We start from the raw sequence: 25,782 nt of genomic DNA, 5'->3' as shown, positions 1-25,782 counted from the left end.
CAACTCTTGCTCGCTCACGTAGCCAGTTAAGGCTTAAGCTGGTCAGCTACCTGAAATCGGGGGGCACGAAGCCCCCGTGCTTCAGCCGGGGGTGCTGACGAAAATAGCTTTGGTGTACCCTAGTACAGCAAATGTTAATCATTTCCCAACTTAATGATAGATTAAGTTTATCATCTTAATGGAGTCCACGCTTCATGCTACCTGCTGTCACCATTGGAATACGGACAATCCTCACCCGATTTTGTCGTTTGTTAATTGTGATTACCCTTGAATCATGGCTTCTGAGTGGTTATCTGAATTTGTCCCCCCGCAAAAGTGTCGAATATGCAGCCGCCATTAATTTGTTAGCAGAAATCGTCGGAATTATGAGCTTTTTTATAATAAAGGGAGTGATTCCTGACTTTGTTCAGAAAGATTTTATCGTGTATCTTCTGGTCGGAGAAACTCCCCAATTGTCTCTAACCTTGCTCCTCATTACGATGGTTTATTTTTTGTTATATTTAGCCATTAAAGTTAATGGATTTGCTTTGTATAAATTTTTATGCGAAATCCCCCCCCAACAAGACAAGCCTGACCCCAAAAAATCTCAAAGTCCTCTGATTTTTTCCATGAGTCAGGAGACTCAAATCATTATTCGCTCTCTTGTCCGCGCACACACCATTAGTTATGTGTGTATTATAGCCTTAACTGTACTGCAAGCTAACGAGGTTTCATCATAATGGATAATCCCCTGAAACATCCCTTAGTTAAAAATGTCACTTCCGTGGTAAATACCGTTAAGCCACCTAAGTTATATCACTGGAAAAGTGTAGTCATAGTCGGTCTATTGGCTTGGTTAGTTTCTAGCCTGCTGACCGATAACATCGAACGCAGTAACTCCATAGCCAACCTGAGTTGGATTTTGCTAACTGCTGGCATTTCTTGGCGCACCAATCAACATCCTTTTATCATTCGTGGTGTTTCCCTAAGTCCTTGGATTACCGGAACTTTAATTACCGTATTAGTTGATCAGGAAACTGCTGAACAGTTACCCACATTTGCCATAACTGTTTGGCCGATTATCTGCGCTTGTTTTGTGTTTTTAATTCAGTTGATTGATGCTAAATTTAAACTGCGACCAACTCCCCCTTTAATTAGTGGTCCGTTTCTGTTATTAATCCTGGGTCATGTGGTTATGAGTTGCTGGATATCTTTTTATTTTTTAGTTGATGACTGGATTCAAGAATATCCAGATCTATTTGAACAACAAATTATGCTGCAACAAGTTGAGGATTTCTCCGTTGATCCGGGTAATTCTTAATCGTAAATAATGCTTAAAAAATTGTCGAAATAGGTAGATTTTTCATGACTGTTATCATTGCGGGAGAACGCAGCGGCGTAGGTAAAACCACAATTACGCTCAGTATTTTAGCTTATCTGAAACATCACAATTTTGATGTGCAATCTTTTAAGGTGGGTCCTGATTACATTGACCCGATGTTTCATGAGTATGTTACCCAAAAACCTTGTCGAAATCTCGATCCAATTCTGACTTCAGAAGATTATGTTAAATCCTGTTTTCAGCGCCATATTAGTGGCTCTCAATTAGGAGTTATTGAGGGAGTTATGGGGTTGTTTGATGGTATTCCTACCGGGTGGGAATCCACAGAATTTAACTCTGATTTTGCCTCAACTGCTTATATTGCTGAATGCTTGAATTTGCCGATTATTTTAGTGATTGATTGCGCTAGATTATCCGGTTCTGTGGCGGCGATCGCCCATGGTTATTGTACCATAAATCCTCGGCTAAAATTCGCCGGTATCATCCTGAACCGAGTCGGAAGCGATCGCCATCTGGATTTACTGAAAGCCGCCTTAAAACCTCTGAATTTGCCGATTTTAGGTGTCGTGCGCCGCCAGGATAATATTACCATTCCTGACCGCCATTTAGGATTAGTTCCCACCCAAGAAATTTCTAATCTTGATATCCTCTTAAAGCGACTGACAGAATTAGCCGCTAATTGTTTTGATTGGTCACAACTACTTCCCCTATTGACTGCGGAAACTCTCACCCCAGAACCTCGAGAGATTCCCGTGAAAATTCCCCGCGTGAAAATAGCGATCGCTCGTGATGTCGCTTTCAGTTTTTACTATGCTGATAACCTCGATTTATTGCAAGAATTGGGAGCCGAATTAATCTCCTGGAGTCCCCTAACACAAACCATTCCCGAACCCGTTGATGGTCTGTATTTTGGCGGCGGATTTCCCGAAGTATTCGCTGAGTCTTTAAGTCAAAATCAACCCGCTATTCAACAAGTGCGATCGCTCATTAACTCCGGTATTCCTACTTATGCAGAATGTGGGGGGTTAATGTATTTATGTGATCAAATTATCGACTTTAATCAACAAGCCTGGTCTATGGTCGGAATTCTTCCTACTACCGCTATTATGGAAAAACGATTGACTTTAGGATATTATCAAGGGAAAGTCTTACGAGAAACACCCCTACTATCTTCAGGAGATACCGTCTGCGGTCATCAATTCCACCATTCCCACCTAACCGAAGAACCCCCTAACCCTATCTATGACATTTCTCGCTATCACAGCCTCCCAGAAACTCACCCCGAAGGTTGGAACCCTCTTCCTAATGTTCACTGTTCCTATTTACACCTACATTGGGGGAGTCAGACCACCATCCCTCAACGGTTTTTAAAATCCTGTGGCCATCATGATTAGTTAGATATAATATTCTCTAGCATGGCGCGAGCTTGATTGAATTTCACTAACGGAGGAAGTTAAGATATCATGGAAGCTATACTCGCTGGTGCTTTAGATGCTTTTAATCGACATAGTGGCTGGATTATTTGGAATCTGTTTTTAGCGTTTATTCCCCTAGTTCTCAGCTTTTTTCTGTTTCGGCGCAAAAATATCTCTCGGTCTGGGTTGTGGTGGATTACTTTAGTGGTTTTTATCGCTTTTTTGCCTAATGCACCCTATTTACTCACCGATATTATCCACTTAATTAGAGCCACCAGAGCCGGATATTCTGTCTGGGTTATTACTCTGTTTTTTATCCCCCTTCATGTCTTCGCAATTCTCATGGGATTTCAAGCCTATGTCATTTCCTTAATTAATCAGGGTCACTATTTAGTTAAACAAGGAGCCAAAAAATGGGTAATCCCGGCTGAGTTTCTCGTTCATTTTCTCTGTGCGATCGGTGTATATCTAGGACGTTTTCAAAGATTTAATAGTTGGGACTTGGTGACTCAACCAGATGTGATTATGGTCGAGACTTTGAATGATTTGACTAGCCGAAAACCGCTGCTAGTCATCATGATTACATTTGTGATTATATCCATTCTCTACCAGGTGATGAAACAAGTCACCCTCGGCTTGATTTTACAATTTCGCCAAGTTTATAAAAACTTTGAGTAATCTCAGTCAATCAATCGGAAATTATCCTTTCCCTAACAACTAAAACTGACAGATAAATCTCGGCGAAATCGGACAGGTCTGGTCTGCAATTGGGTTATGTCTGACAAATAAATAAGTGATGCGTTCTAGGGAAGATAAGGAACTGATATTAGAGATGTTGTTGTGATTGAGATTTAACTCATTTAGTCTTGATAAATTATTGAGGCTACTAACATCATTAATTTGGTTATAACTCAGGTTAAGAACTCTCAGATTCATGAGTTCCCCTAAAGCACTAACATCGGTGAGTAGATTGTAACTTAAATCCAGATTTTCCAGGTTCGTCAGATTCGCGAGAGGACTGATATCTGAGATTCGGTTATTCATCAATCTTAATTCCGTTAGGTTGGTGAGACTTCCTAAAGGCGCAACATCCCTAATTAAACTGGTGTTTAGATCTAGTCTATTTAAATTTAGCAAGTTTTCACTAGCTCTCGCACAGTTAAAGGTTCCGGCTTCCCTCAAAATCAGTTGTACGGTATATCTAGCATCTGGGGATAAATTCTCCCTATTCAGACACCAATCCATAATAGTTGTATAGGTTTCTGAGGGGTCGGAAGAGTCGGATTCAGCTAGGACAGACACCGGACTAATACTCCCGGTTAAACTAATCATTATCCCCATCATCGTTACTCCCCACCATCGACTCAGAAGATTACCCTTAACCATGGCTCATTCCTTCCTTGGATTGATTAATACACCATTTATAGAATAATCCCTAATTTGCCAGATTGCCTATTGACAAATCTCGGAGATTGACTTATGATAACAGCATGGGAAAATGTGGCGGCATATATATAGCCGTCTAGGGTGGTTTGGTTCGGTGTTGATCGCATTTAGGGTGCTGTTAAAAGATTAATTCAGCGGCTTTTTGAATGCGGAATATCGGCTCAACACAGCGAGGTAAATTAGGTAAAGGAACGATCGCCAATTCCCCAAAGCGATCGCCTGAAATTGCCTTACCCAATTCAGCGCGATTATGTACGATGTAATTTTGGGCGATCGACTGTTCCCGGACAGATTCGACTAATCTTTCAGCTTCTGCTAGAATAGCCTCGCGATTTTGAACAACTCCAATAAACTCGGTATATTCGGGGTCAGCCAGACGTTTTTGTGCTTTCACGACCCGCTGGCGCAAGGTTCGCAACCGTCCCATAAACTCAACCCTTCCCAAGACATTCTGATATTTAATCCACAGCTTAAAAATCCAAGCCAGCCAATCACTCATAGCGGTAGGAATCTCCAAAAACCGCAATAGATGACCCGTGGGAGCAGTATCTAATACAATCAAATCTTGTTCGTGGCTTTCCAATAACTCCATCACCTCCACCAGAGACAACATCTCATCAAGTCCTGGGAGAGACTGGGAAACAATGCGCCGCCAAGCCTCTGGTCCATAAGCCAGTTTGAGATTAGCATCAGGGTCTCCAGAATCTCCCCCCATCATTTCCGCCAATTCCCAGAGATAGTCTGAGCGAAACCTATCGAGAACCTGGTCAGCATCAATTTCCTGACCGCTAAGGTTATCAGTAATGTTAAGGGCTTGATGTCCTAACTGACAACCGAAGGCATCACCCAAGGAATGGGCCGGGTCAATAGATACCATTCTAACATGGCGCGCGCTGTAACGTTCTGCCATCGCCCAACCTATAGCAGCAGCAACAGTGGTTTTACCCACACCACCTTTTCCCCCGACAATAACTAAACGCCGCCCCAAGGACAGAAAATCTGGTAATTTAGGAGCATCAGGGAATGTCACCAATGATACGGGCTGGTTTTCGGTTTGGGTGATGATAGCTAATTGGTCATCGTTACCCAAAGGCTTAGTTTGAGCAAATAAGCTATTTAAGGCGGTAACTCCCAGGGGTTCGGTGTCTAATTCCGGGACTAGAAATATAGGCTGATCGGCGGCGATTTTGATAAACTCAGCCATGAGGGGTTGCTGTTCACGATAGCGATCGCCATCAACAGCTTCGGTCACGATATGATTAATCCATACCCCACCCAGATGAATTTTGAGAGTTTGTAGAGACTCCAAAAATCGCCGGGTTTCAAATAAACTCATAGGTTCAGGAATAGCCACACAGAAACAAGAGGTATGGTCAGCATCTTGCAGCCTAGCGCGTCCTGAAGCGAGTTTGTCCCGCATTTCATCTAAAAACTCATCTCCTTCGTCTTGGCGGTGGCTACCAGTAAAGGAACTGCCGATGGTGCGATGTTTTTCTTGGAATAGTTCGAGGGATTCTAACAAATTATCCAAAAAATCCATTAACCCCAAAAGGTTAAGGGCGTGACCACTGGGAGCCATATCCACCACTACCCGGTCGATCAGGTTTTCGTCAAAGAGGCGCTGAATTTCCAATAAACCCATCAACTCATCAACTCCCGGCCATTCGAGGTCCCAAACGGGGGTAAGGTCTTCGCCTTCTACAAAACTGCCACGTTCCACCAACAATTGTAAGGTATCTCCGTAGCGTTCCTTAAAGTCTTTGAGGAGTATATGGGCATCTAGGGCGCGGATACTCAGGTTAGGCAGAGGAACAAAATCAGCCATGGCTGCGACATGGTGGGGGGTGTTCTCTACCTGCATTTGTAGCACATCTCCTAGGGAGTGAGCTGGATCTGTTGATAGTAGCAGGATGCGATCATCAGGAAACTGACTAGCCCAATGGAGGGCTAACCCACAAGCCAGGGTGGTTTTACCCACACCTCCTTTACCACTAAATAGAGCTAAACTTAGCTTATGAAAGTCCTCTACCATAAATTTCTCTGATTGACTCCATTTTTTACCTTGGGGGCGATCGCCTGATCAGAGCAAGTCCCGGCTACATCATTATTTAATGATTCCGAGTTATGTTGACCATTAGACCCAATCACCCCATGACCCTAGCACCTACTCATCAGCCCTTCAGCCTCAGCAATAACTGTCATACGGCAGATGATGATTGGGAGTTCGCTCCATCATAATGGAATTATAGAAAGTTGGCAAGGATTAAATTAACCCCCCTGGGCCCAAGTCCCAATTAAACCGTGTTCTTTCCCTATTTCAGGAAAATCCTGCTATCTCATTTCTAACTGGAAAAATGAAACAAGTAAGATACAAAACCCTCGACGGTTTGCCTATTTTTAATCAAGTTCAGCTTAGGCGAGGTTCAAATCATGAGTAACATTAAATCACAAACCCAAATGCTGATGATGGCATTTCCCCTGTTTTTGGCCATCCCGGGGGTCCCAAATGCCGTTTTTAATCAGTCTGAGGTCTTATCTTTCCCGGTGAAGACAGAATCTATATTTTGGGGGAGTGAAAATACATCCCCCTACGAGTTACCACTACCGGAGGTTCAACAAAGACGACCCTCTGAGTGTTATGATAATGGAGTCTGTTAATATCTTTTGACAGCTACTGGGGTGCAATACTGAGAGTTGGGGGATATGTAAATGCTGCTATCAATTGCTATGAATTCTACCAAGCAGACATAGCCAGCAGCAGTCTGGGGGTCTTCCCTAATTATTGCCTGATGAGATTTGACGAATTATTGGATATCGGTATATTTAACGGTACAAGAACAGTTCAAGTTTGAATAGCAAGATGGTAAGGGCTATTTGTTGTGGTTATTATGGGGAGGGGAATGGCGGTGATGAGGCGCTTTTGGCTTCGTTATTACAGATGCTACCCGATGCGGTAGAAGCGATCGCTTTATCGGGAAACCCTAGCCAAACTCAGACCCAATACGGAGTTAAAACCTGCGATCGCCGAAATGCCTTTCAGGTGTTGAAAGTTTTGCGGGCTGCTGATTGGTTTATCTGGGGGGGTGGGAGTTTAATTCAAGATGTCACCAGCGCCATCAGCCCATTATATTATACGGGATTGATGGGATTAGCTCAACAGATGGGATTGAGGACGATTGCTTGGTCTCAAGGTATTGGTCCTCTCCAGCGTCCGATTACCCGCGCTATCGCAAAAAGGGCTTTTGCGGGGTGTAATCTAGTTACTGTCCGTGATAGTGGTTCGGCTGCCCTATTGACAGATTGGCAAATTCCGTTTACCTTAGCTCCTGATCCCGTGTGGGCTCTCGACCCAAAACCTGTACCAGGGCTGTGGGATTTGCCAGCGCCTAGAGTGGCTGTTACCTGGCGATCGCATCCATTATTGACCCCAAAACGGTTAGAGATTTTAACTAGGGCTTTGGTGTCTTTTCAGCAGGCGACGGATACCTATATTTTACTGGTTCCGTTTCAATTATCCCAAGATTTGGTGATCGCTGAGTTAATCCATAAGGCTATTCCTTACCATAGCCAAATTCTGAAATTAACAGACCCTCAAATGTTGCGGGGATTATTTCAGGGGGTGGAAATGGCTATATCAATGCGACTGCATAGTTTAATTATGGCCGCTTCCCAGGAATGTCGCTGTTTTGCTATTAGTTACGATCCGAAAGTGAGTCATTTAATGGCAGAATTAGACTTTCCCGGTTGGGAACTTTCCCAAATTCCCGACGATGCCAATATCATTAGTAAAGCCTGGATTGAACATTATGCTAATGGCGATCGCCTTGACCCTGTGCAAATTGAATCTCTGAGCGATCGCGCCCAAGTTCATGGGGAACTATTACAATCATTAATTAATAGTTAATGGCTTTTAATTGGAGGTGTAAACATTGGCAAGAGTTCGGGTTCGTCAGCACGTTAACCCTTTAGCGCGGAAATTTCAATTCTCTGTTAAAACCCCGAATTGGTCGGAGATATATACTGATATTAACAAACCTCTCCATATTGATATCGGATGCGGAAGGGGTAGGTTTTTATGGAAACTGGCTCAAATCCAAGAATATCAGAATTTTTTGGGGATAGAAATACGTCAGCCTTTAGTGGAAGAAGCCAACCATTGGCGTGACCAAAAACAGCTAACTAATTTACACTATATTTTCGGTAATGCTAACTATTCCCTATCCTCAATTTTAGCATCTTTGCCCCCGGAAACTATCAAAACAGTTAGTATTTTATTTCCTGACCCTTGGTTTAAAAGCAAGCATCAACGGCGGCGAGTAGTACAACCGCAACTGGTGGAAGATTTAGCCAAGTTTATGGTGTCCGGTGGTTGGGTATTGTTAGCCTCGGACGTGGAAACTGTGGCGCTCGAAATGCGCGATCGCTTTAAGGAAAATCCCCGCTTTCATCTCCTCTCAGAACATTGGTTAACAGAGAACCCCCTACCCGTCGCTTCCGAGCGCGAAATCGCTACCCTTAACCGTGGTGAACCCGTTTATAGGACTGAATTTCAAGCCAATTAATCACTCTTAATTAACCCCAGACATAGCTTGGGGGTCTTGGCGCGTGTAAATCTGTCCATCATTCCACAGTCCTTGTATTTGAGTCCAAATGGCACGAAAAAATCCCCAGAAATAGAAAATCCCCCTCGCTATAATCTTAGTAAACCCGCCACTTTTGTTACAAGGGGGATGTCCGAGAACATGACAGTCAAATAAACGGATATATAAATGCAGGGATTGTTTCCAGGTTAAATGCTTAAATGCCATCAAAAAATGATTATGATAATGGGTAATTTGGTACTCTAAAGACCGGGTACTAATATCATGACAGCCTCCGGTGGGTTCCCCAATATGCACTAAAACAGCTTCTGGGTCATACCAAATCTGATAATCAGTTTTTCGGATATCCAAGAAAAAATCCGACTCCTCACGAACCGCGCTACCCCTAAATCGTTCATCAAACCAAATTCCATGGTCAGTAAAAAGCGATCGCCTAAAAGACATATTACACCCCCGACCACTAATAATTTTTTGAGGTTTAATAGTATTAACCACATCCAAATAATACCAAGCAATACCCGGATCACTCGCCTCTGGTGGTAGATAATCAAAAGTCGGTTGTTTGTGGGTTCCCTGTAAATGTTCTGGGGTTAATACCCGACCCGCTACCGCGCCAATTTCAGGATGATCAAGATAGTTGCGAACATGATACATGACGAAACTCGTCTCAAGTGTAACATCATCATCAATAAAGATTACAATATCTCCCGTAGCGCGTCGCACCCCATAATTTCTCGCCCCCGGTAAACTAGCCCAGTCCAGTTTAAACCAGGAAATTTTACCGGATTTGGAAAACTTTTCTAAATACTCTTGAGTTTCCGGTTCATGGTTTTTCGTTTGGTCAACCACCAAAATTTCTAAATCGGGGTAATCATTATTCATCACATCAGATAAACTATTCCGCAATAATTCTTCGCGTCCATAGGTGGGAATAATTACAGAGACTTTAGGAAGATTCATAGTTTTGATAACATCCAATAGTTACTGATTAAGTATAAAGCGATCGCCTTCCCGATTTTAGGGCTGACAAATCGAATTGTAAGCCTCCACAAACTGAGGACCAATCACATTCCAATTATAGCGCTGTCGAGATAAGTTTTGTCCATTATTACCCATTTCTCGCCTGATATCCGGTGTATTAATTAACTGCTTTAAAGCACTTTCCCACTGGTCTAGGGTTCCCGGTACAACCAAACCAGCATTTTCCTCAATTACATCTACCGCGATCTCAACTTCCGGGGTAATCACTACAGGTAATCCAGCCGCCATAGCTTCAGCCACCGCAATACCAAAGTTTTCCCCCAAAGATGGTAATGCTAAGAAATCACAGCCATAGAGTAAAAGTTGTTTATCCTCACCGCTAACAAAACCTGTAAATGTCACTTTTTCCCCTAATCCCAGGCTGCTGATTATTCCCTCAATATATTGACAATAAGCAGGTTCTCCACTCCCTCCAATCACCAAATGAAAGTTATTTTCTTCCTGGATATTAGCCAAAACTTTCAGCAAAAAATCAAGTTGTTTTTTGGGGTGAATCCTGGACAGAAACAAAATAATCGGAGTTTCGATACCAACGGAAATATTATATTTGTCACGCAGGGCTATTTTAGCGTTAGGATAAGCCGTCGGGAAATGAATTCCTAAAGGTATATTAACCGTGGGTGCATCAATACCAAAATCACCCACATATTTTTGTTCTAACCTAGTGGTACAATGAATCAGAGACGCTTTTTTTAAGTTGGCATTTTCCAACAGGAAATTATAGATATTTTTTTTCAGCCGCTTTTGATTAATCACCCAGGGGGAAAAATGACCGTGAGGACTAATCACATAGGGGATTGATTTCTGTCGCGCCTTCCTCGCCCCAAATGTACAAACATAGGAAAATAGGGAGTGAATATGCACTAAATCATAACCCTTAATATAGGCATTTAGCCACTGCATAAGTTGCCGAGAAATCGCATATTCAGACAAGGCTGGAACGGAGGGAGACCATCTCGGGAAAAATAAAACTGGTACATCCTGATAATCTATAAACTCACCACAGGGAACCTCTAACACTCCCGGACCGCTATCATTAGTGGTGAGAATTTCCGCCTCTACCTGACAATTTCTTAGCGCCTGAACAATCTCGATCACAGCAACGCTAGTCCCGCCTCTAATGGGACTCACTGAAGGAATAATATGTAAAACTTTTGCCATAATTTTATAGGTGATTTGGTGAATTTTTCCACATTAGTTTTACCCAAGTTTTCCGGAAGCGGCGATCGCTTGTTCATACAAACCTATATATTCATTAATCATTTTCTCCGTAGTAAATCTTTTGGCATTATCAAATAATGGTTGGGGGTCTGGCTTAATTATATTGAGGGAATCCAGAATTTTAGTGGCTGATTCTTGGGGATTCTTAGGGTCAATATAAATCGCTACCTCTCCCCCCACTTCCGTCATAGGAGGTATATGGGATGTAAACACCGGACAGCCACAGGCTTGGGCTTCAATAATCGGCCAGCCAAACCCTTCTTGAAGGGATGGAAATAGTAAAGCGATCGCCGCCGAGTATAAAGCGCGGAGGTCTTCATTATCGATATTAACACAGGGAATAACTAATGGTTCTAATTCATAGTTTGTGATCAGTTGTTGTAATTCTTCAGTAAAGGGGGCTCCCGCCATCACTAAATAAATATCGCCCTTGGCCAGTTTTTGTTGAAGATGGGCAAAGATTTTGACAACTCCTGACCTATTTTTATACCATTGATTACCACCTACATGGAGAATAAAAGAACTATTTTCGGGAACTTTTAATTTTGCCAGCCTGGGTTTATATTCAGTTTCTGACATGGGGCGATAAGGGTAATTTAACCCCATATAAATAGTAGTTGCCGCCTGGGGTTCTAGTTCGCTAATCCTCAGTAAATCCTCTCTGGTTTTTTCCGAAATACAGGCTACTCGTTGAGCTTGATTTAACCCTTTCAGAATGATTTGTTGAAGTTGCCGACCTGTCCACCGGGTGGGATTTTCGGGGATTTCTCCTAAAGCTGAACGGACGGCTAGTAAATCATTACAGGTAACAATATGGGGGATTTTTTGTAAGTAGCGGGTATAAAATCCATTGGAATGGTCGCAAATATGAGCAACATCAGCCCAGGCTAAGTGTTCTTTTAATGTAGGGGGAAACATGATAAACTTATCGATATATCCTAACCATTTTCCTACACCACTACCGCCGGGTTTAAGCTGTCCTAGCTTGGCTTCGGGACGCAGTAAGCGCACGTCATGACCTGCTTTTTTTAACTCGCTCTCCATGACAGCCGAAAAGCGCTGCATACTTTGTTGAGCATCTGGTAGGTAATTCCCAATCAACAGTATTTTCATTAACTATAATTATAACCCAGGATACTTGTCAATACCAATTCTGTAGATTCACCCGTGACCAGTGTATCATAGTTTTACCATGGCATAGACAAGGTATGGCTTGCGTCCACGGAAATATTAAGCAATAATAAGCCCTTGACGAGGATTGAACTCGTGACCTCACCCTTACCAAGGGTGTGCTCTACCACTGAGCTACAAGGGCAAGTGGGCCGGGCTGGATTTGAACCAGCGTAGGCGTAGCCAGCGGATTTACAGTCCGCCCCCATTAACCACTCGGGCACCGACCCATTTATTCAACAATTTATAATGGTATCACAAATCTCAAAAAAAGCTAGTGTTTGGGAAAACTTTTTTTTGTAAATCCCAAAACCCTTACCTGTCAAGGGTTTGAGCGAATACCAAAAATAACTTTCGCTTTCCTGAAACCCGAATTAATGGCCAGATAACTGGTCAATGTTTAATCCAGGGTAAGCCAGAGGACCCGGAACGGGAGGGGGAAGAATTCATAGGTTTATTGCGGGCCATCCGACTGGGAAAATCACTTTCGTCGTAAATTTCCCCGACCAACTCCTCTAAAATGTCCTCCAAAGTGACCAAGCCAACTGTCCCCCCATATTCATCAACAACGATCGCCATGTGTAAGCGCTGCTGTAACATCTCTGTAAGCAAGCTACCCACCCTTTTGGTCTCCGGTACATAAACCGGGGGAATCATGGCTTCTGTGACGGATGGCGGCGGGCTATCAGCACTAATTGAGCGCATCAGTTGTAGCGCCCGCTTCAAATGCACAATCCCGACAATTTCATCTTTTGATTCTCCCTGGACGGGAATACGAGAATAACCAGTTTCCAAACACAAATCTATCACCTGAACGACCGTCGCCTGATGGGAAATAGTCCGCATATCAATACGGGGTTTCACGACCTCCCGCGCCATGAGATAATCCATGACCAGGGTTTTATTTAACAGTTGATGTTTTTGCCAGTCGAGTTGACCGCGACCCCCTAAAATCTCAATCATTAACCGTAGTTCCTGGACGGACAAACCGGGTTGTACAGCGCCCCGGTTGACTAACCGGATAATACTTTGGGCGATCGTTTCAAATAGATAAATAACCGGAGACAGGAGAATAGACAGCAAGTAAATGGGACGAATAACTGCCTTAAAAATAGGTAGAACGTTGATGATGGCCAAAGATTTGGGGGTAATTTCTCCAAAGACCAACAGCAAAAAGGTGACGACAGCGGTAGCAATTCCTAACCCGGCATTACCTAACCAAATAGCAAATAAATTACTGGTGAGAATTGCGGAGAAGTTATTAACTAAATTATTACCCACCAAAAGAGTAGTAATAAATCGCGCCCGTTTCTCCAAAACCAGGGTAAACATCCGATTGGGATCACCTTGTTCTCGAATTAGCGCCCGCAACTTGAGATTATCTAAGGCTGTGATAGCTGTTTCTGAACCAGCAAAAAATGCCGATAATACCAACATGAACAGCAAAATCAGCAAATCTATCCAGACATTTCCTAACAAAGGTGCAACTGCAGCCGTAGTCGCCAGGTATTCCGGGAGGGATATTCCAATCACAGGGGGATACCAAATTCTAAAACTATTATTTTGAAGTTGAGTGAGATCGATTCATTATAGAATGAATACTTCACTACTGAATTAAGCGAGTTTAACATAATTGTTATAGGTTTTTCGGTTACTACCAGGGTAAATTTGTCCCATCCCAGGACAGAAACTGACCACTATCACTGATTTCTAGGCGGTTAATCACGTCTAAGAGTTGTTGTACAGTTCGATTAACTGAAAATAGGTTTTTGGGTGCGACATTTTTTTGAAAGGGTTGGGAAAGCTGTGTGTCTGTGGTCCCTGGGTGTAGCATGACGACAATGGTTTGGGGACTTTTGCGGGAATATTCGATCGCAACGGTTCGCATTAACATATTTAAAGCGGCTTTGGAGGCGCGATAACCATACCACCCACCTAAATAATTATCGCCAATACTGCCTAATTTGGCGGAAATTGTGGCGAAAACATGGCGGCGCGGGCTACTGAAAAAGGGTAACAGATGTTTGGCTAACAATACTGCGCCAATACTATTAACCTGGAAATACTCGATGAGGCGATCGCTATTAATTTGTCGCAAACTCTTCTCGGGTTGCAACCCTACACGATGCAATATCCCGATACAATTAACCACGAGGTCTAATTCTCTGGTTTGATGGCTAATGGTTTCCAAAGCGACGACTAGATCAGATTCTTGGGTAATATCCATGGACAGACAGACGAGACGCTGGGGATACCGACTGGCCAAGTTTAACAAGTCTTGGGCGGACTCCCAACGCCGATAAGTCCCATAAACCCTGTCAATTGCTGGGTCTTGTAACAAGATCTCGACAAACCCATAGCCAATACCACCACTAGCACCAACAATCAAAATATTCAATCAATTAAGTCCTTTTAGCGATCGACAAACTTGTTTTCTCAATAAACGCGACTGGGGTATCTATACGCTCAATGGTAGCAGCTATGGGACTTACACAAGGGATATGGTTTGTGACTTGGGGTGGGGGTGTACAATATTTTTCGGTTCGGGAACTTTTCAGGTGCGCGGATCTACATTACAATCTAGTGTGTCAAAACCTGTTCCCTGTCTCTTATACCCATTTGATATGTCAGCAAGCGATTTTAGCCGAGGTAATGAGTTTCTCCGTAATGGCCAACTGGAGGAGGCGATCGCTGCTTATCAAAAAGCGATCGGTCAAAACCGGGACTTTTACTTGGCTTACCAAAATTTGGGGGAGGCGCTGGAGAAGTTAGGACGTTTTGATGAGGCGATCGCTGCTTATCGGCGCGCGGTAGAATTGAAGCCAGAGGCGGCGTGGTCTTATGTGAATTTAAGCCGGGTTTTGCGGCAGGTGGGACGGGTTGACGAAGCCGAAAAAGCTGAAGAACAGGCGGTTGGAATTGATCCTAAGTTAGCTGATTTTTCGCAAAATGGGTATGGCATAAAAGAGAATATTTCAACAGCAGTTAATCCAACTGAGTGGCAGGGTAAGCGTCCTCGGGTGGGAGTCTGCGGTTGGGAGTTATCCCACAATGCTGCGGGTCGAGTTTATACCTTGGCTCAACTCTATCAGACCTTTGCAGATGTTGAGATTATTGGGAGCATTTTTCCTCAGTGGGGTCGAGAAGTTTGGGAGCCGATCCGTCAGACTAAAATTCCGTGCCATCATTTTTTTGTCAAGGATGAGAGTCAGTTCATCGACGAAGCTATTAAACTGGTGAGATCTCATCCTTATGATATTGTTCATTTATCCAAACCTCGGTTGCCGAATATTCTGTTTGGCTTGCTCTACAAAAGCCTTTGGAATTCGCGGGTGATTGTGGATATTGATGATGAAGAAATGGCTTTTGTGGGTGCAGAAAGTTCCATTGAGTTGGATGATTATCTGAAAAAGCAGGGTAGATTGCCCGATCTGAAAGAGCTGACGGGTACGGAGTGGACTCGAATCGCAGTGGGTTTGGTGCGGGAGTTTGATGGGGTGACGGTCTCGAATCCGGCTTTGCAGGAGCGTTATGGCGGGGTTGTGATTCGTCATGGGCGAGATGAGGGGCGGTTTGTGCCTTCGGCTGACCTGAAGCGTCGCAGTCGGGAACGCTTTGGTATTGCTCAGGATAAAAAGGTGGTGCTGTTTTTTGGTACGCCAAGGAAGCATAAGGGTTTGGTGACCACGGCTCGTGCTTTGGGGAGTTTGGGGCGCAAGGATGTCGTATTTGCGATTATTGGGGATTTCCCCGATGGGAAGTTAAAAGAGGAGTTGCAGGGTATCCCTGGGGTGGACTATGTGTTTGTGGGGAATCAGCCCTTTGAGTCTATCCCGGATGTGGTGGCGGTGGGTGATATTTGTGTCCTGTTGCAGGATGCGGACTTTCGGGTGTCGCAGTTCCAAATTCCGGCGAAGTTGTCGGATGCTTTGGGAATGGGGTTGGTGGTGCTGTTGTCGGAAACGGCGGCGGTGGCTGATGTGATTGAGTCGGGGGCTGTGGTTCCCGTGGCTGAGGGGGATTTGCCTGCGGTTTTGGATAGGGTATTATCAGATGAGGCGGAATGCGATCGGCTCAGGGTTCGCGGTCGGGAGTTATTTGCCACGGAGTTTGGGTTTGGGGTGAATGGGCCTCGGTTGGCTGCGGTTATGGATGAGGTTCGCAGCGGGGTTGGCGTCCTCTCGGATGAGTTGAATTTGTTATTGGCGGGGTTCCCTGCTGTGGGGTCGGTTTGGTCAGGGCTTAGGGATGATAATAAATCAAGGTTTGGCTGGGATGATCGTAAAAACCTAGAGGATTATAAGACAGAGAATGATAAGAACAAGGTAGATATAGTGAAGGCTGATGATGGGTTAGATATTTATTTGGCTAATCCTCAAAAAGGAGCATTCTTCTTTCCTTATAAACCCAAAGAATCTCAGTATCAACGTTTTGTTGGAAACTTGGATAAGTTTGACAAAAATGAGCTAACTGGCTGGTTAATAGATAAGCTTAATCCGGGTAAACCTTGTTACTTGCACGTTTTTATCAATAATATTTTCTATCGCCAAGTTTTGACTGATCGTCAGCGTCATGACCTACAAAAAGCTTTGGGCTACAGTGGTTTTGGATTTTTGATTGAGATTCCCTATATTCCCAAAGGTAATCAGAATGTTGAGATCAAGGCTACTCCCATAGAAAATAAGTCTTTAATAATTGGCAAAGGAGTCGAAGATAAACCAATAGTTATTCAAAAATTTAAATCGTCATTAGGGTGGTCAGTGAATCGTTTACTCGCAACTCAGCTGCACTTTCCTATAAGAAATGAATCAATTATAGGAAGATCGACAAATAAAGTTGCAATTATTGTCCCGGTTTTTAATGCATACAATGAGGTTTGTCAATGTTTAAAATCTATAGTTAAAAACACTCGTACTCCAGCCCAGCTAATCTTAATAAATGATGGTAGTACAGATAAGAGACTGATCTATAAACTGGAACAATTTAGCCAAACAATTGCCAATGTAGTTTTGTATAGTAATGAAATAAATTTGGGCTACACCGCATCTGTTAATAAAGGTATTGAAATGGCAGACGGAGCGGATGTAGTCCTTCTGAATAGTGATACCATCGTTACTGCAAGTTGGTTGCGAAATTTACAGATGGCAGCTTATTCCGCTGTTGATATTGCCACGGTGACACCACTCTCTAATAATGCTGGGGCTTTCTCTGTACCTGAAGATCAAGTTAATAATCCCATACCTTCATGGATAGATCAACAGAGTTTTGCTCGTTTAGTAACACAAGAAAGCTTGGCTTTATATCCTGAAGTTCCCACAGGGAATGGCTTTTGTTTATACATTCGTCGGGATGCTTTAGATGACATAGGCTTGTTTGATGAAAAAGCATTTTCTAGAGGTTATGGGGAAGAAAATGACTTTTGTTTCCGCGCCTTAACCCGGGGATGGCGTAACATAATTGATGATAGAACTATTATTTATCATGTGCGTTCAGCTAGTTTTGGGGAGCAAAAATCGCAGTTGGCTGAATCAGGTCGCAAGGTAATAGATAAACGTTATCCAGAATATGCAAAGGCTGTGCGTAATTCTTTCACAGATTCATCAGTCATGGCAACTCTGCGTTTTAATTTACGTCAAAATCTTCATCATTATCCAAGGTTTTGTCTACCACGGGTGCTGTATGTGATACATAGTGAAAGTGGAGGAACTCCGCAAACTACTGTAGATTTGATGATGGAGGTAGGAGAAGAATGGGAGCCATTCTTATTACTAAGCGATACCAAATGTATAAAATTGTATGATTACAGAGGTCAACAAAAGACATTGGTAGAAGAGTTTTATTTTAAAGAAAAAATCACTATATCAATTCATGACTCGACAGACTATCGTCATTTTATTGAACATATTTTAATTCGTTATGGAATCGAATTGTTGCATATTCGCCACATAGGTCGCCACGGTTTATCACTGACACCCATAGCCAAAAAACTTGGCATTCCCATCTTGTTTTCATTTCATGATTACTATACAATTACCCCTAATGTGAAACTACTTGATTATAGAGAGCAATACTGTTTGGATCAATGGTCTCAAGAAGAAGCTAGAAAGAATGTGGAATTATGGGGTACTAATACTTCTCCTCGCTTAGATCAAAATTGGCGACGACGTTGGCAAAATAGGATGTCAGAAATGTTGTCTTTTTGTGATGGTTTCGTGACAACATCTCATCAAGCCAAAGATATTATTCAGTCCGTTTTTCCTTTTATGAAGGATCGTGATTTCCGAGTAATTCCTCACGGACGCAATTTCAGCCAGATGCTTTCGTTAGGGCGTGTTCCAAGCCCAACAGAACGAATTCGTATTCTAGTTCCTGGAAACCTTTGTACTTCTAAAGGTTCTGTGGTAATTAGGAAAATTAAAGCCTGTGATCACAAAAATAGAATTGAGTTTCACTTTTTGGGCAATCCTGATACCAGCTTAGATGATATCGGAATTCAACATGGTTCATACGAGCGGGAGTGCTTTTGGGAAATTGCAGCCAAAATCAAACCTCATCTAGGAGCAGTCCTGTCAATCTGGCCGGAAACTTATTGTCATACTTTGACAGAATTGTGGGCAGCGGGTTTACCAGTAATTGGTTTCTCTGTTGGTGCAGTTGGAGAGCGTTTGCAACAACATGGTGGCGGTTGGATCTTAGATAATAGTGACCCAAATCAGATTTATCATGATATTACTCATATATATACTTCACCTGACAAATATCGAGAGAAATTAGATCAAGTTCTAGCTTGGCAAAGAGGCTACGGATCTATCTATGGCACTCAAGCTATGAGTTACCAATACCTGAAGCTTTATCGATCGCTACAAGAAAAGCAGCTTAACTTTGTAGCTACTCAGGAAAATGATAAACCTACTAAATCACAAAAAAATAGGCAAATTATTGAGGTTTTGTATTCTCAAGATGACTGTGCAGTTCCTCATCACAGAAAAGCATTAAAAAAATGGTTATCAGAAAATTATGCTGATAGTGAATTCACCTGGAAACGGTTTTCTTATCATGAGTTACTAGAAGGCAAAAATGATTCCACGATTGGCTCAGATGATTTAGTTGTCTTATCTATTTATGAACTGTCCCATACAGAAGCTGATCGATTCCTTATAAAAGCTAGTGAAGCTAATCTCAATATAATTTCTTTGTTGGAAGAATATAAAACTCTTGATAAAGATGCTTCCCGCTCCTTGGATAGCACCACGTTGATTAGATATTACGAACCTATACTTAAATTTTCTCAGGCAATTCTGGCTATTGGTACAAAATCTTGGGTTGAGTCGTTAAGTCAACATCTTGGCCAAGATCAGCTTATTGTTTGGACATACAGTGTCTTAACAGATAATTCCTGGCATAATCTTGTTAAACTTCTGGTTGTACAGGGGAATGACCGGATTGATTGGCTACAGACAATGAAAAAAGGCCAGAGCCGTAAAAAAGATCATGTATCAATTATTATACCTGTTTATGGAAAGCAAAATTTGACTCGCCAATGTTTGGATTCTATTTTTAGCTTAACTAGTTCCAGTTTTTTGTATGATGTACTTGTTGTTGATAATGGTTCACCAGATGATACTGCTTCTATGGTGCGAAAAATGCAGACAGTATATCCAAATTTACAATTAATTCGTTCCCGAGAAAATCTCATGTTTTCTTCTGGGTGTAACCTAGGTATAGTCGCATCAAAAAGTGAATATGTTGTATTACTTAACAATGACACTGTTGTTTCCGACAAATGGTTGGACTATCTAATAGAACCGTTGCGTCAGGATATCACTATAGGTCTTACTGGACCTAAGCTAATATATTCAAACAATACTTTACAAGCTGGTGGTATTGTATTTGGAAACCAGTCTAAGTTCCCGTATCACATATACAAAGGTATGCCAGCAGATTGCAATGCAGTTAATAAAAGTCGATGCTTTCAAGCGCTAACTGGAGCCTGTGTGGCAGTAAGGGCGTTGGATATTATTGCAGTTGAGGGGCTTGATCCTGTTTTTGTCAATGGCAGTGAAGATATTGATCTTTGCTTTAAAATTAGAAAAAAGCTTAATAAGAAACTCTTGTACTGTCCAAATTCAAAGATTATTCACCATGAAGGAAAAACTCCTGGTCGCGGACGTTACAGACTCCATAACAGAAAAGTTTTTGTTGATAAATGGCGAGATTCAATCGAAGTAGATGATTTCTTGTTTTATCAAAAAGATGGATTTTATCTTGATGGTTACAGCACTGATGAAGGCGACTTAATCGATAGTGAATTAGCATCGATTAATGCTAAACTATCTCGAAATATTCAAGAAAGTTGAGGTTTGTAGGTTTATTATTTATGCAAAATTAGAATGTACAAAAAAGTGGTTCAGGCAATAGATAAATATCAAAAATGAATAAAAATGATATAAATGCAATGATTGCATTCGCTGAAGAGGCAATGAAATCGCACAATTGGTCAGAGGCTGTTATTCGCTGGCAAGCACTCTTTGAAAGGTTTGAGCGAGTCGGTAGTGGTGGTGCGTATGTTAGGCTTTCCATTGCCTACCGCCATCAAAATCTTTTTAATCAGGCTGAGAAAACTATATGTGAGGGCATAGAAAAACATCCTACATATCTTCCAATTTTTATGGAGTCTGCCAAAATTGCAATGGTTCAAAAAAATTGGGGCGAAGCAACTAAGCGATTACGAAAGATAGTGGATAGTTTTGATAGAATTACATATCCCCAAGTTGTCAATATAGCAGAGGCTTTAGAATACCAAAATAAACAACCCTTTGAAGCTCATTGCAACATTTGTGGCTCTCCCTTTTTTGTAGCAATGAACAGTAGAAAAAATGTAAGATGTTTGAACTGTAGCTCCTTAGAAAGAACTCGTTTACTGTATTTATATATACAGCATTTGGCGATTCTTTCCCCAAATACTCGCGTATTCCATTTGGCACCAGAAGAAGGCTTATATAATGAAATTTCATCCATAGTTTCTCCTGATAATTACTTGGTGGTAGATCTTGATCCTAAAAGGTATAGCTTTGCCAAAAACATACAAAAATTTGATTTGTGCAATGACATTGATGATTTGCCGGAGCAACATTTTGATCTAGTCATTCATAGTCATATTATGGAACATATTCCCTGTAACATTTCTTATGTATTAAAATGTTTGCATCGTTCATTGAAAGATGATGGGTGGCATATTTGTATCATTCCTTTTATGAATGGTTATTATGAGGAGTGTTTTGCACCTCTTAGCCATGAAGAAGCCCAAAGTCGTTTTGGTCAATTTGATCATGTCCGACGATTTGGTATCAAAGATATACATAACAGCCTTGGTCGAATCATACCGATTGATATAAATTATGATGTTACTAATATTTTTTCACCTGAAACACTTATCAAGTCAAATATTCCTGATTATTGCTGGAAAGGATTAACTGTACACACGGTGCTTGCTCTCAGGAAAAATGACATTAAGATTTAGTTTTTTATTTACATCATAAGAAAGCATGATAACTTATATCTTTGTCACTATATGATGATATAATATTGAATTTACCAGACCAAAGCTATTAAAAATTTGTGGGTTAGACAGCTATTTCTTTTTCGGTATCAGTAATGTCTGGATTTTTAATTTTACTCAATCTTGTGACTATATGATTCCAATTATTCTGAACTACAGCAAACATAGCAGACCGTAACTCTAAGCTATCTACCCAATTCTCATCCATGTATTCCTGAACAATATCATCATAATGCTTAGACAGAATTTTTGAACTAGAGTCCAGATTAGTTACGATGGTTAATCCCGTTGGTCTAGTCGCTACTGTAGATATTTTTAAATCCGGTCTATACTTCCTTAAAATCAGAGCTACTTTCCAAACATCACCACTCCAAAAGGTAGTTGTGCGATCGCGTCTAGCTGTGATTTCATCTAAGGGGAAAGTATCGTGAAAACAGATAACTGTATTTGAATGACTATATTTTTCTAGGTTAATAAAATCTTTCAGTGCCTGTTCAAATAAATGCAGTCCATCAATAAAAGCGAAATCAACTCTCTGACCTTGTAGTTCTTTTAACAAATTGTGATTTTGGAAAAAATCATCGCTAGTCATCTGAAAAATTTTAGCACTAGGTGCAATTTTATATGGAAGTTTTGGTTGTGGATCAATGCCAATAGCAACCGTTGATAAGCTGGCTAATTCAAAAGATTTACCCCTGTCTACACCAATTTCTACATAATTGCTGGGATTGATAAAAAAATGCAATCTCCTCAAAATTTCCAAGTAATCTAACCCTGGTAAAATTAATCGACTAATGCAGTGGTGAAATTGAGCTAATTGGGGTATTTTCATTAAATTTTCATCAACCGAGACTTTCTCATACATTTTTACCAAATTCAGAAATTGGCTTAAATGATGGCTATAATCTTGATTGGATTGGAAATTCTGTGAATTATTGTTCATAGAAAAACCAACCTTTTGCCCAAATTTATTTAGGACATAAAAAAAATTATCATAGAGTTTATATTCTGGTTTTTTGGGGTTCAACTGAGTTGCAAAATTTATATAATCTTGAGCTTTTTGTAGTTCTCCCTTACAGATAGATAATGCACAACAACCCAAATAAGCATCAACCACTTTGGGGTTAAGTTTGATAGCCAGATTATAATAATTTAAAGCATCATCAAATTTTTTATTTTGTAGAAAAACCCAGCCCAAGGTATTGTAAAATTTATAAAAAGCTGGATTAATATCAATAGCCTTTTGTAAATACTCAACAGCAGCCTCTAAATCTCCCAGTTCCGCTAAAGCCTCCCCCAAACTATAAAATAACCAAGCAGAGTGAGTATTAATTTTTAAGCCTTCCGAATAACAAGCAACAGCTTCATCTAAATTCCCCTGTTTAGCCAAAGCATCTCCTAAACCATGATAAGCCCAAGCAAAATGGGGGTTAATATCTATTACCTGATGATAAAGCGCGATCGCCTCATCCAACTTCCCAGACCGTTTCAACTGATTCGCCTGTCTCAGTAACTCACCCGCACTCATTCCTTGACTACTTCTCATAACTAACTTCCCAATCCACATCTACCCCTGACATAACCGAGGATTATACCATATCACGATACTTACCCAACTTGACAGATTTCTATGGCTTTGGTACAATGAGAGGATGTTTCGGCATTGCTTTAGTCTGGGGAGTCAGCGAATTGGTCAGCGATTTAGTGAGGGGTAATCAACTGCTGCGGAGTGGTAAGCTAGAAGAGGCTGTGGATGCTTTTCAAAAAGCGATCGCACTTCATCCCCATTTCCCTGGCTGGATTTAATCTCTTTTTTTTCTCTGTTCCTGTGGGTCAAGATTGTCTGGTTTGGAATGCTCATCGCATTTATGGTAAGATCCGCTTGCCAATGATGTTGGAAGGCTGGAAAACGGTGGACAGTTTCGGGTTTTCCGAGTCTTTGATAGTCAATAAGCCCCTGGCAGCTTTTTCTTATGAACAACCTGTTTTTGTGCTTCAGAATTTATAAAATTCCTGAATTTGTGACGGGCTATAAAAATGCCGGGTAAACTTGGAACTTAACATCTTGTCTAAATAGTCTTTGGGAAGTAACAGTTTTTCCTGAAACTCTTTAAATCGGTGACTATACCACTTCTGGGAACTAATATTTTGGTTTTCTAGTTGCAAGTTGCTGATACCCGTAAACATTCGGATAACCTCCTGTTTTTGGCTATCCATTAGTTCCGCTTGCATAATCAAAATATGGTAAGATTCATGTAAGTAGGTTTGCCATCCTAACATCGAAAAAGGCTGGCTGTAAATATCAAAATTTAAGCATTTATTGAATTCTATGTCAAACCAATGTAGGGGAAAGTTGGGGTTTAATGTGCAAAATTTATTAATCAGTTCTTCAATACTCAACTGTAGAATTTCTTCTTGGCTTAAATGGGGGTAATATGTATCGAGGTTTTGAAAAAAGCCACTAACATTGACAGCAATAGGATTTCTGACCATGGAAATAATTTTTAAGGGTTCTCCTAACCAGTTTTTGAACACAAAATAGCCATCCACACAATGCCCTTTGTGCATATTTTTTTGGAGATAAGTTTCATCTAAGAAATGAATATCATAGACTTGTGAAGTGTAGTTTTTTAAAGATGTGGAAATCGAAGTTGAACCGACTTGTCCCATGGTGTAAACCAAAAAACGCTGCTGTTGATTTTGAGTGGGTAACGGGGACGAATTATGATATTTTTTGATGATGGTATTTAATAATGATTTAGCGGGTTGGTGGTCTGGATGAGATTTTAATAACTGATGCAGGCATTGTATCGCCTGTTGAGAATTACCTATTTTCTGTAAGCAGCAGGCTTTTTGATAGTAAAACTCGCTTAAATCCGATCGCAACTTAATACATTGTTCCCAAATCTCTAAAGCCTTTTGGTGCTGTCCTTGCTGGCTTAAATCCATCGCTGTTTCGCGCATGGTTCTGATATATTTGCGACCCGTAAACCGCATTTTATCAATAACGGTTTCAGCTTCCATGTTGATGGTGATGGCGGTGGGGTGTTTCAGCGGAAAGCTAATTGATTGGGTAGGTAAATTGGCGATTTCATCAACTTCCCAGGTGGTATGGGCGGCATCTGCGCCAAAACCAACATTAGAAATTAAGTTCTGATTGGGAATGATACATAAACCTCGATTCACCAAACAAGTAAATGTCCAAGCCCATCCCCAGGAATTAAAACCATTGTAGGTTAAATCAAAGATTTCTGCCCAATATTCGGCGCGGTCTTGACTTCCCAATAAATCTCTTAACCAATGGCGATCGCACTTGGTTAGCCAAGACTTTAAATCCGGGTCAAATAACCGCCAAGCTCGCCGCCATGTCGCCCATCCCCAATAAAAGCTATACTGGGAAAAATAATAGCTGGAATTTGCCGATTGATAGCCGTGGGTATTTTCTCCGGTAATTTGGAAAATTTGGTGATCATGACGATAGCGGATTAATAACTCTTGGCAAAATTTAAAAAAGCTGATATCCGGGATACAGTCATCTTCTAAGATAATCGCTTCTTCCACTAAACTAAACACCCAATTGAGCCCACTGGCGACTCGCTGTTTACAACCTAAGTTAAAATCCGAGTAGTTGGTTAAAACTTGACAATCCCAATCAACCGTATCAATAATGGCGCGAGTTTGGGCGCATTTTTGGGCTTCTAAATCATTGCCGGGTTCGGGACCATCAGCAATCACCAGTAACTGCTGAGGTTTGACTTGGCGAATCACATCAAACACTTTTTGAGTGGTATCTGGTCGCCTAAAAATGAGTAAAACGACGGGGGTGGTGAAAGATTGAATTTCAGGCATTTATAAATGATGACAAGGTTTCTTTATGTGGCATGGGCTGCTCCGATATGATACAATCTTTTCAGCCGTAATCAAATTGGACTCAGTACCAGCCCCGTCCCAACAGATGAAAACTGACAAACTATTTTATCGCATTTTTCTATGGCAGCCGGAACTGAT

General features: G+C 41.5%; 21 protein-coding genes and 2 tRNA genes. 11 read left to right on the top strand and 12 right to left on the bottom strand.

Features of this window, described 5'->3' with window-relative positions:
* Positions 1-194 precede the first annotated feature (194 nt).
* From fraC to P5683_RS12050, 4 genes are all read left to right on the top strand, one after another.
* Complete coding sequence (gene fraC, locus P5683_RS12065; RefSeq protein ID WP_006622360.1) at positions 195-719, top strand: filament integrity protein FraC; 525 nt, start codon at positions 195-197, stop codon at positions 717-719.
* On the top strand, positions 719-1,300 hold the full coding sequence (locus tag P5683_RS12060; protein ID WP_006622359.1) for a DUF5357 family protein: 582 nt from the start codon (positions 719-721) through the stop codon (positions 1,298-1,300). The genes fraC and P5683_RS12060 overlap by 1 nt, the downstream gene beginning before the upstream one ends.
* A 44-nt stretch (positions 1,301-1,344) precedes the next feature.
* Positions 1,345-2,715 carry a cobyrinate a,c-diamide synthase gene (locus P5683_RS12055; protein ID WP_006622358.1) on the top strand — a complete coding sequence of 457 codons (1,371 nt, stop codon included), beginning with the start codon at positions 1,345-1,347 and terminating at the stop codon, positions 2,713-2,715.
* Positions 2,716-2,784: 69 nt separating this feature from the next.
* On the top strand, positions 2,785-3,414 hold the full coding sequence (locus P5683_RS12050) for a DUF1361 domain-containing protein (protein WP_006622357.1): 630 nt from the start codon (positions 2,785-2,787) through the stop codon (positions 3,412-3,414).
* Positions 3,415-3,453: 39 nt separating this feature from the next.
* Here P5683_RS12050 and P5683_RS12045 read toward each other — a convergent pair whose 3' ends face one another.
* From P5683_RS12045 to P5683_RS12035, 3 genes are all read right to left on the bottom strand, one after another.
* Entirely contained in the window at positions 3,454-4,122 is a 669-nt protein-coding gene (locus tag P5683_RS12045) for a leucine-rich repeat domain-containing protein (RefSeq protein WP_006622356.1), read from the bottom strand.
* Positions 4,123-4,300: 178 nt separating this feature from the next.
* Positions 4,301-6,214, bottom strand: coding sequence for an ArsA family ATPase (locus tag P5683_RS12040; protein WP_006622355.1), 1,914 nt, complete (start codon positions 6,212-6,214; stop codon positions 4,301-4,303).
* Entirely contained in the window at positions 6,208-6,330 is a 123-nt protein-coding gene (locus tag P5683_RS12035; protein WP_006622354.1) for a hypothetical protein, read from the bottom strand. Before P5683_RS12035 ends, P5683_RS12040 begins: the two co-directional genes overlap by 7 nt.
* Positions 6,331-6,612: 282 nt before the next feature.
* Here P5683_RS12035 and P5683_RS12030 point away from each other — a divergent pair, with 282 nt between their 5' ends.
* The 3 genes from P5683_RS12030 (at position 6,613) to trmB (ending at position 8,744) form a co-directional block, all read left to right on the top strand.
* Positions 6,613-6,840: a hypothetical protein gene (locus P5683_RS12030; RefSeq protein ID WP_006619796.1), complete on the top strand. Its 228-nt coding sequence runs from the start codon at positions 6,613-6,615 to the stop codon at positions 6,838-6,840.
* Positions 6,841-7,042: 202 nt separating this feature from the next.
* Positions 7,043-8,086, top strand: coding sequence for a polysaccharide pyruvyl transferase CsaB (csaB, locus tag P5683_RS12025; protein WP_006622353.1), 1,044 nt, complete (start codon positions 7,043-7,045; stop codon positions 8,084-8,086).
* A 25-nt stretch (positions 8,087-8,111) separates the two neighbouring features.
* Positions 8,112-8,744, top strand: coding sequence for a tRNA (guanosine(46)-N7)-methyltransferase TrmB (trmB, locus tag P5683_RS12020; RefSeq protein ID WP_006622352.1), 633 nt, complete (start codon positions 8,112-8,114; stop codon positions 8,742-8,744).
* Positions 8,745-8,750: 6 nt separating this feature from the next.
* Here the strand turns inward: trmB and hpsN are convergent, their stop codons facing one another.
* From hpsN to P5683_RS11985, 7 genes are all read right to left on the bottom strand, one after another.
* Complete coding sequence (hpsN, locus tag P5683_RS12015) at positions 8,751-9,743, bottom strand: hormogonium polysaccharide biosynthesis glycosyltransferase HpsN (RefSeq protein WP_006670493.1); 993 nt, start codon at positions 9,741-9,743, stop codon at positions 8,751-8,753.
* Positions 9,744-9,800: 57 nt separating this feature from the next.
* Positions 9,801-10,985, bottom strand: coding sequence for a glycosyltransferase (locus tag P5683_RS12010; RefSeq protein ID WP_315639936.1), 1,185 nt, complete (start codon positions 10,983-10,985; stop codon positions 9,801-9,803).
* A 39-nt stretch (positions 10,986-11,024) separates the two neighbouring features.
* Positions 11,025-12,158 carry a glycosyltransferase family 1 protein gene (locus tag P5683_RS12005; RefSeq protein ID WP_006670492.1) on the bottom strand — a complete coding sequence of 378 codons (1,134 nt, stop codon included), beginning with the start codon at positions 12,156-12,158 and terminating at the stop codon, positions 11,025-11,027.
* A 130-nt stretch (positions 12,159-12,288) separates the two neighbouring features.
* Positions 12,289-12,360, bottom strand: a tRNA-Thr gene (locus P5683_RS12000).
* A gap of 3 nt (positions 12,361-12,363) precedes the next feature.
* Positions 12,364-12,445, bottom strand: a tRNA-Tyr gene (locus tag P5683_RS11995).
* A 163-nt stretch (positions 12,446-12,608) separates the two neighbouring features.
* On the bottom strand, positions 12,609-13,748 hold the full coding sequence (locus P5683_RS11990) for a hemolysin family protein (RefSeq protein ID WP_008056506.1): 1,140 nt from the start codon (positions 13,746-13,748) through the stop codon (positions 12,609-12,611).
* Between the two features lie 121 nt (positions 13,749-13,869).
* A complete protein-coding gene (locus P5683_RS11985; protein ID WP_315641865.1) occupies positions 13,870-14,613 on the bottom strand; it encodes an SDR family NAD(P)-dependent oxidoreductase in 744 nt (247 codons plus the stop codon).
* A gap of 103 nt (positions 14,614-14,716) precedes the next feature.
* Here P5683_RS11985 and P5683_RS11980 point away from each other — a divergent pair, with 103 nt between their 5' ends.
* Together P5683_RS11980 and P5683_RS11975 are read left to right on the top strand one after the other, a co-directional pair.
* Positions 14,717-20,572, top strand: coding sequence for a glycosyltransferase (locus P5683_RS11980; protein WP_315669448.1), 5,856 nt, complete (start codon positions 14,717-14,719; stop codon positions 20,570-20,572).
* 74 nt (positions 20,573-20,646) lie between these two features.
* Positions 20,647-21,735: a methyltransferase domain-containing protein gene (locus P5683_RS11975; protein WP_315645560.1), complete on the top strand. Its 1,089-nt coding sequence runs from the start codon at positions 20,647-20,649 to the stop codon at positions 21,733-21,735.
* A 103-nt stretch (positions 21,736-21,838) separates the two neighbouring features.
* On the opposite strand, the gene P5683_RS11970 is transcribed toward P5683_RS11975, so the two are convergent.
* Positions 21,839-23,320: a tetratricopeptide repeat protein gene (locus P5683_RS11970; RefSeq protein ID WP_315645848.1), complete on the bottom strand. Its 1,482-nt coding sequence runs from the start codon at positions 23,318-23,320 to the stop codon at positions 21,839-21,841.
* Between the two features lie 71 nt (positions 23,321-23,391).
* Between P5683_RS11970 and P5683_RS11965 the strand changes: the two genes are divergently transcribed.
* A complete protein-coding gene (locus tag P5683_RS11965) occupies positions 23,392-23,580 on the top strand; it encodes a tetratricopeptide repeat protein (RefSeq protein WP_315662924.1) in 189 nt (62 codons plus the stop codon).
* On the top strand, positions 23,528-23,782 hold the full coding sequence (locus P5683_RS11960) for a DUF268 domain-containing protein (protein WP_315645846.1): 255 nt from the start codon (positions 23,528-23,530) through the stop codon (positions 23,780-23,782). The genes P5683_RS11965 and P5683_RS11960 overlap by 53 nt, the downstream gene beginning before the upstream one ends.
* Here the strand turns inward: P5683_RS11960 and P5683_RS11955 are convergent.
* Positions 23,770-25,623 carry a putative capsular polysaccharide synthesis family protein gene (locus P5683_RS11955; protein ID WP_315645845.1) on the bottom strand — a complete coding sequence of 618 codons (1,854 nt, stop codon included), beginning with the start codon at positions 25,621-25,623 and terminating at the stop codon, positions 23,770-23,772. The genes P5683_RS11960 and P5683_RS11955 overlap by 13 nt on opposite strands.
* Between the last annotated feature and the right edge of the window lie 159 nt (positions 25,624-25,782).

The sequence above is a fragment of the Limnospira sp. PMC 1279.21 genome (genome assembly GCF_032349615.1).
Taxonomy (GTDB): domain Bacteria; phylum Cyanobacteriota; class Cyanobacteriia; order Cyanobacteriales; family Microcoleaceae; genus Limnospira; species Limnospira fusiformis.
The sequence above is the reverse complement of the archived record's forward strand: the minus strand, read 5'-3'. Positions and strand labels throughout refer to the sequence as shown.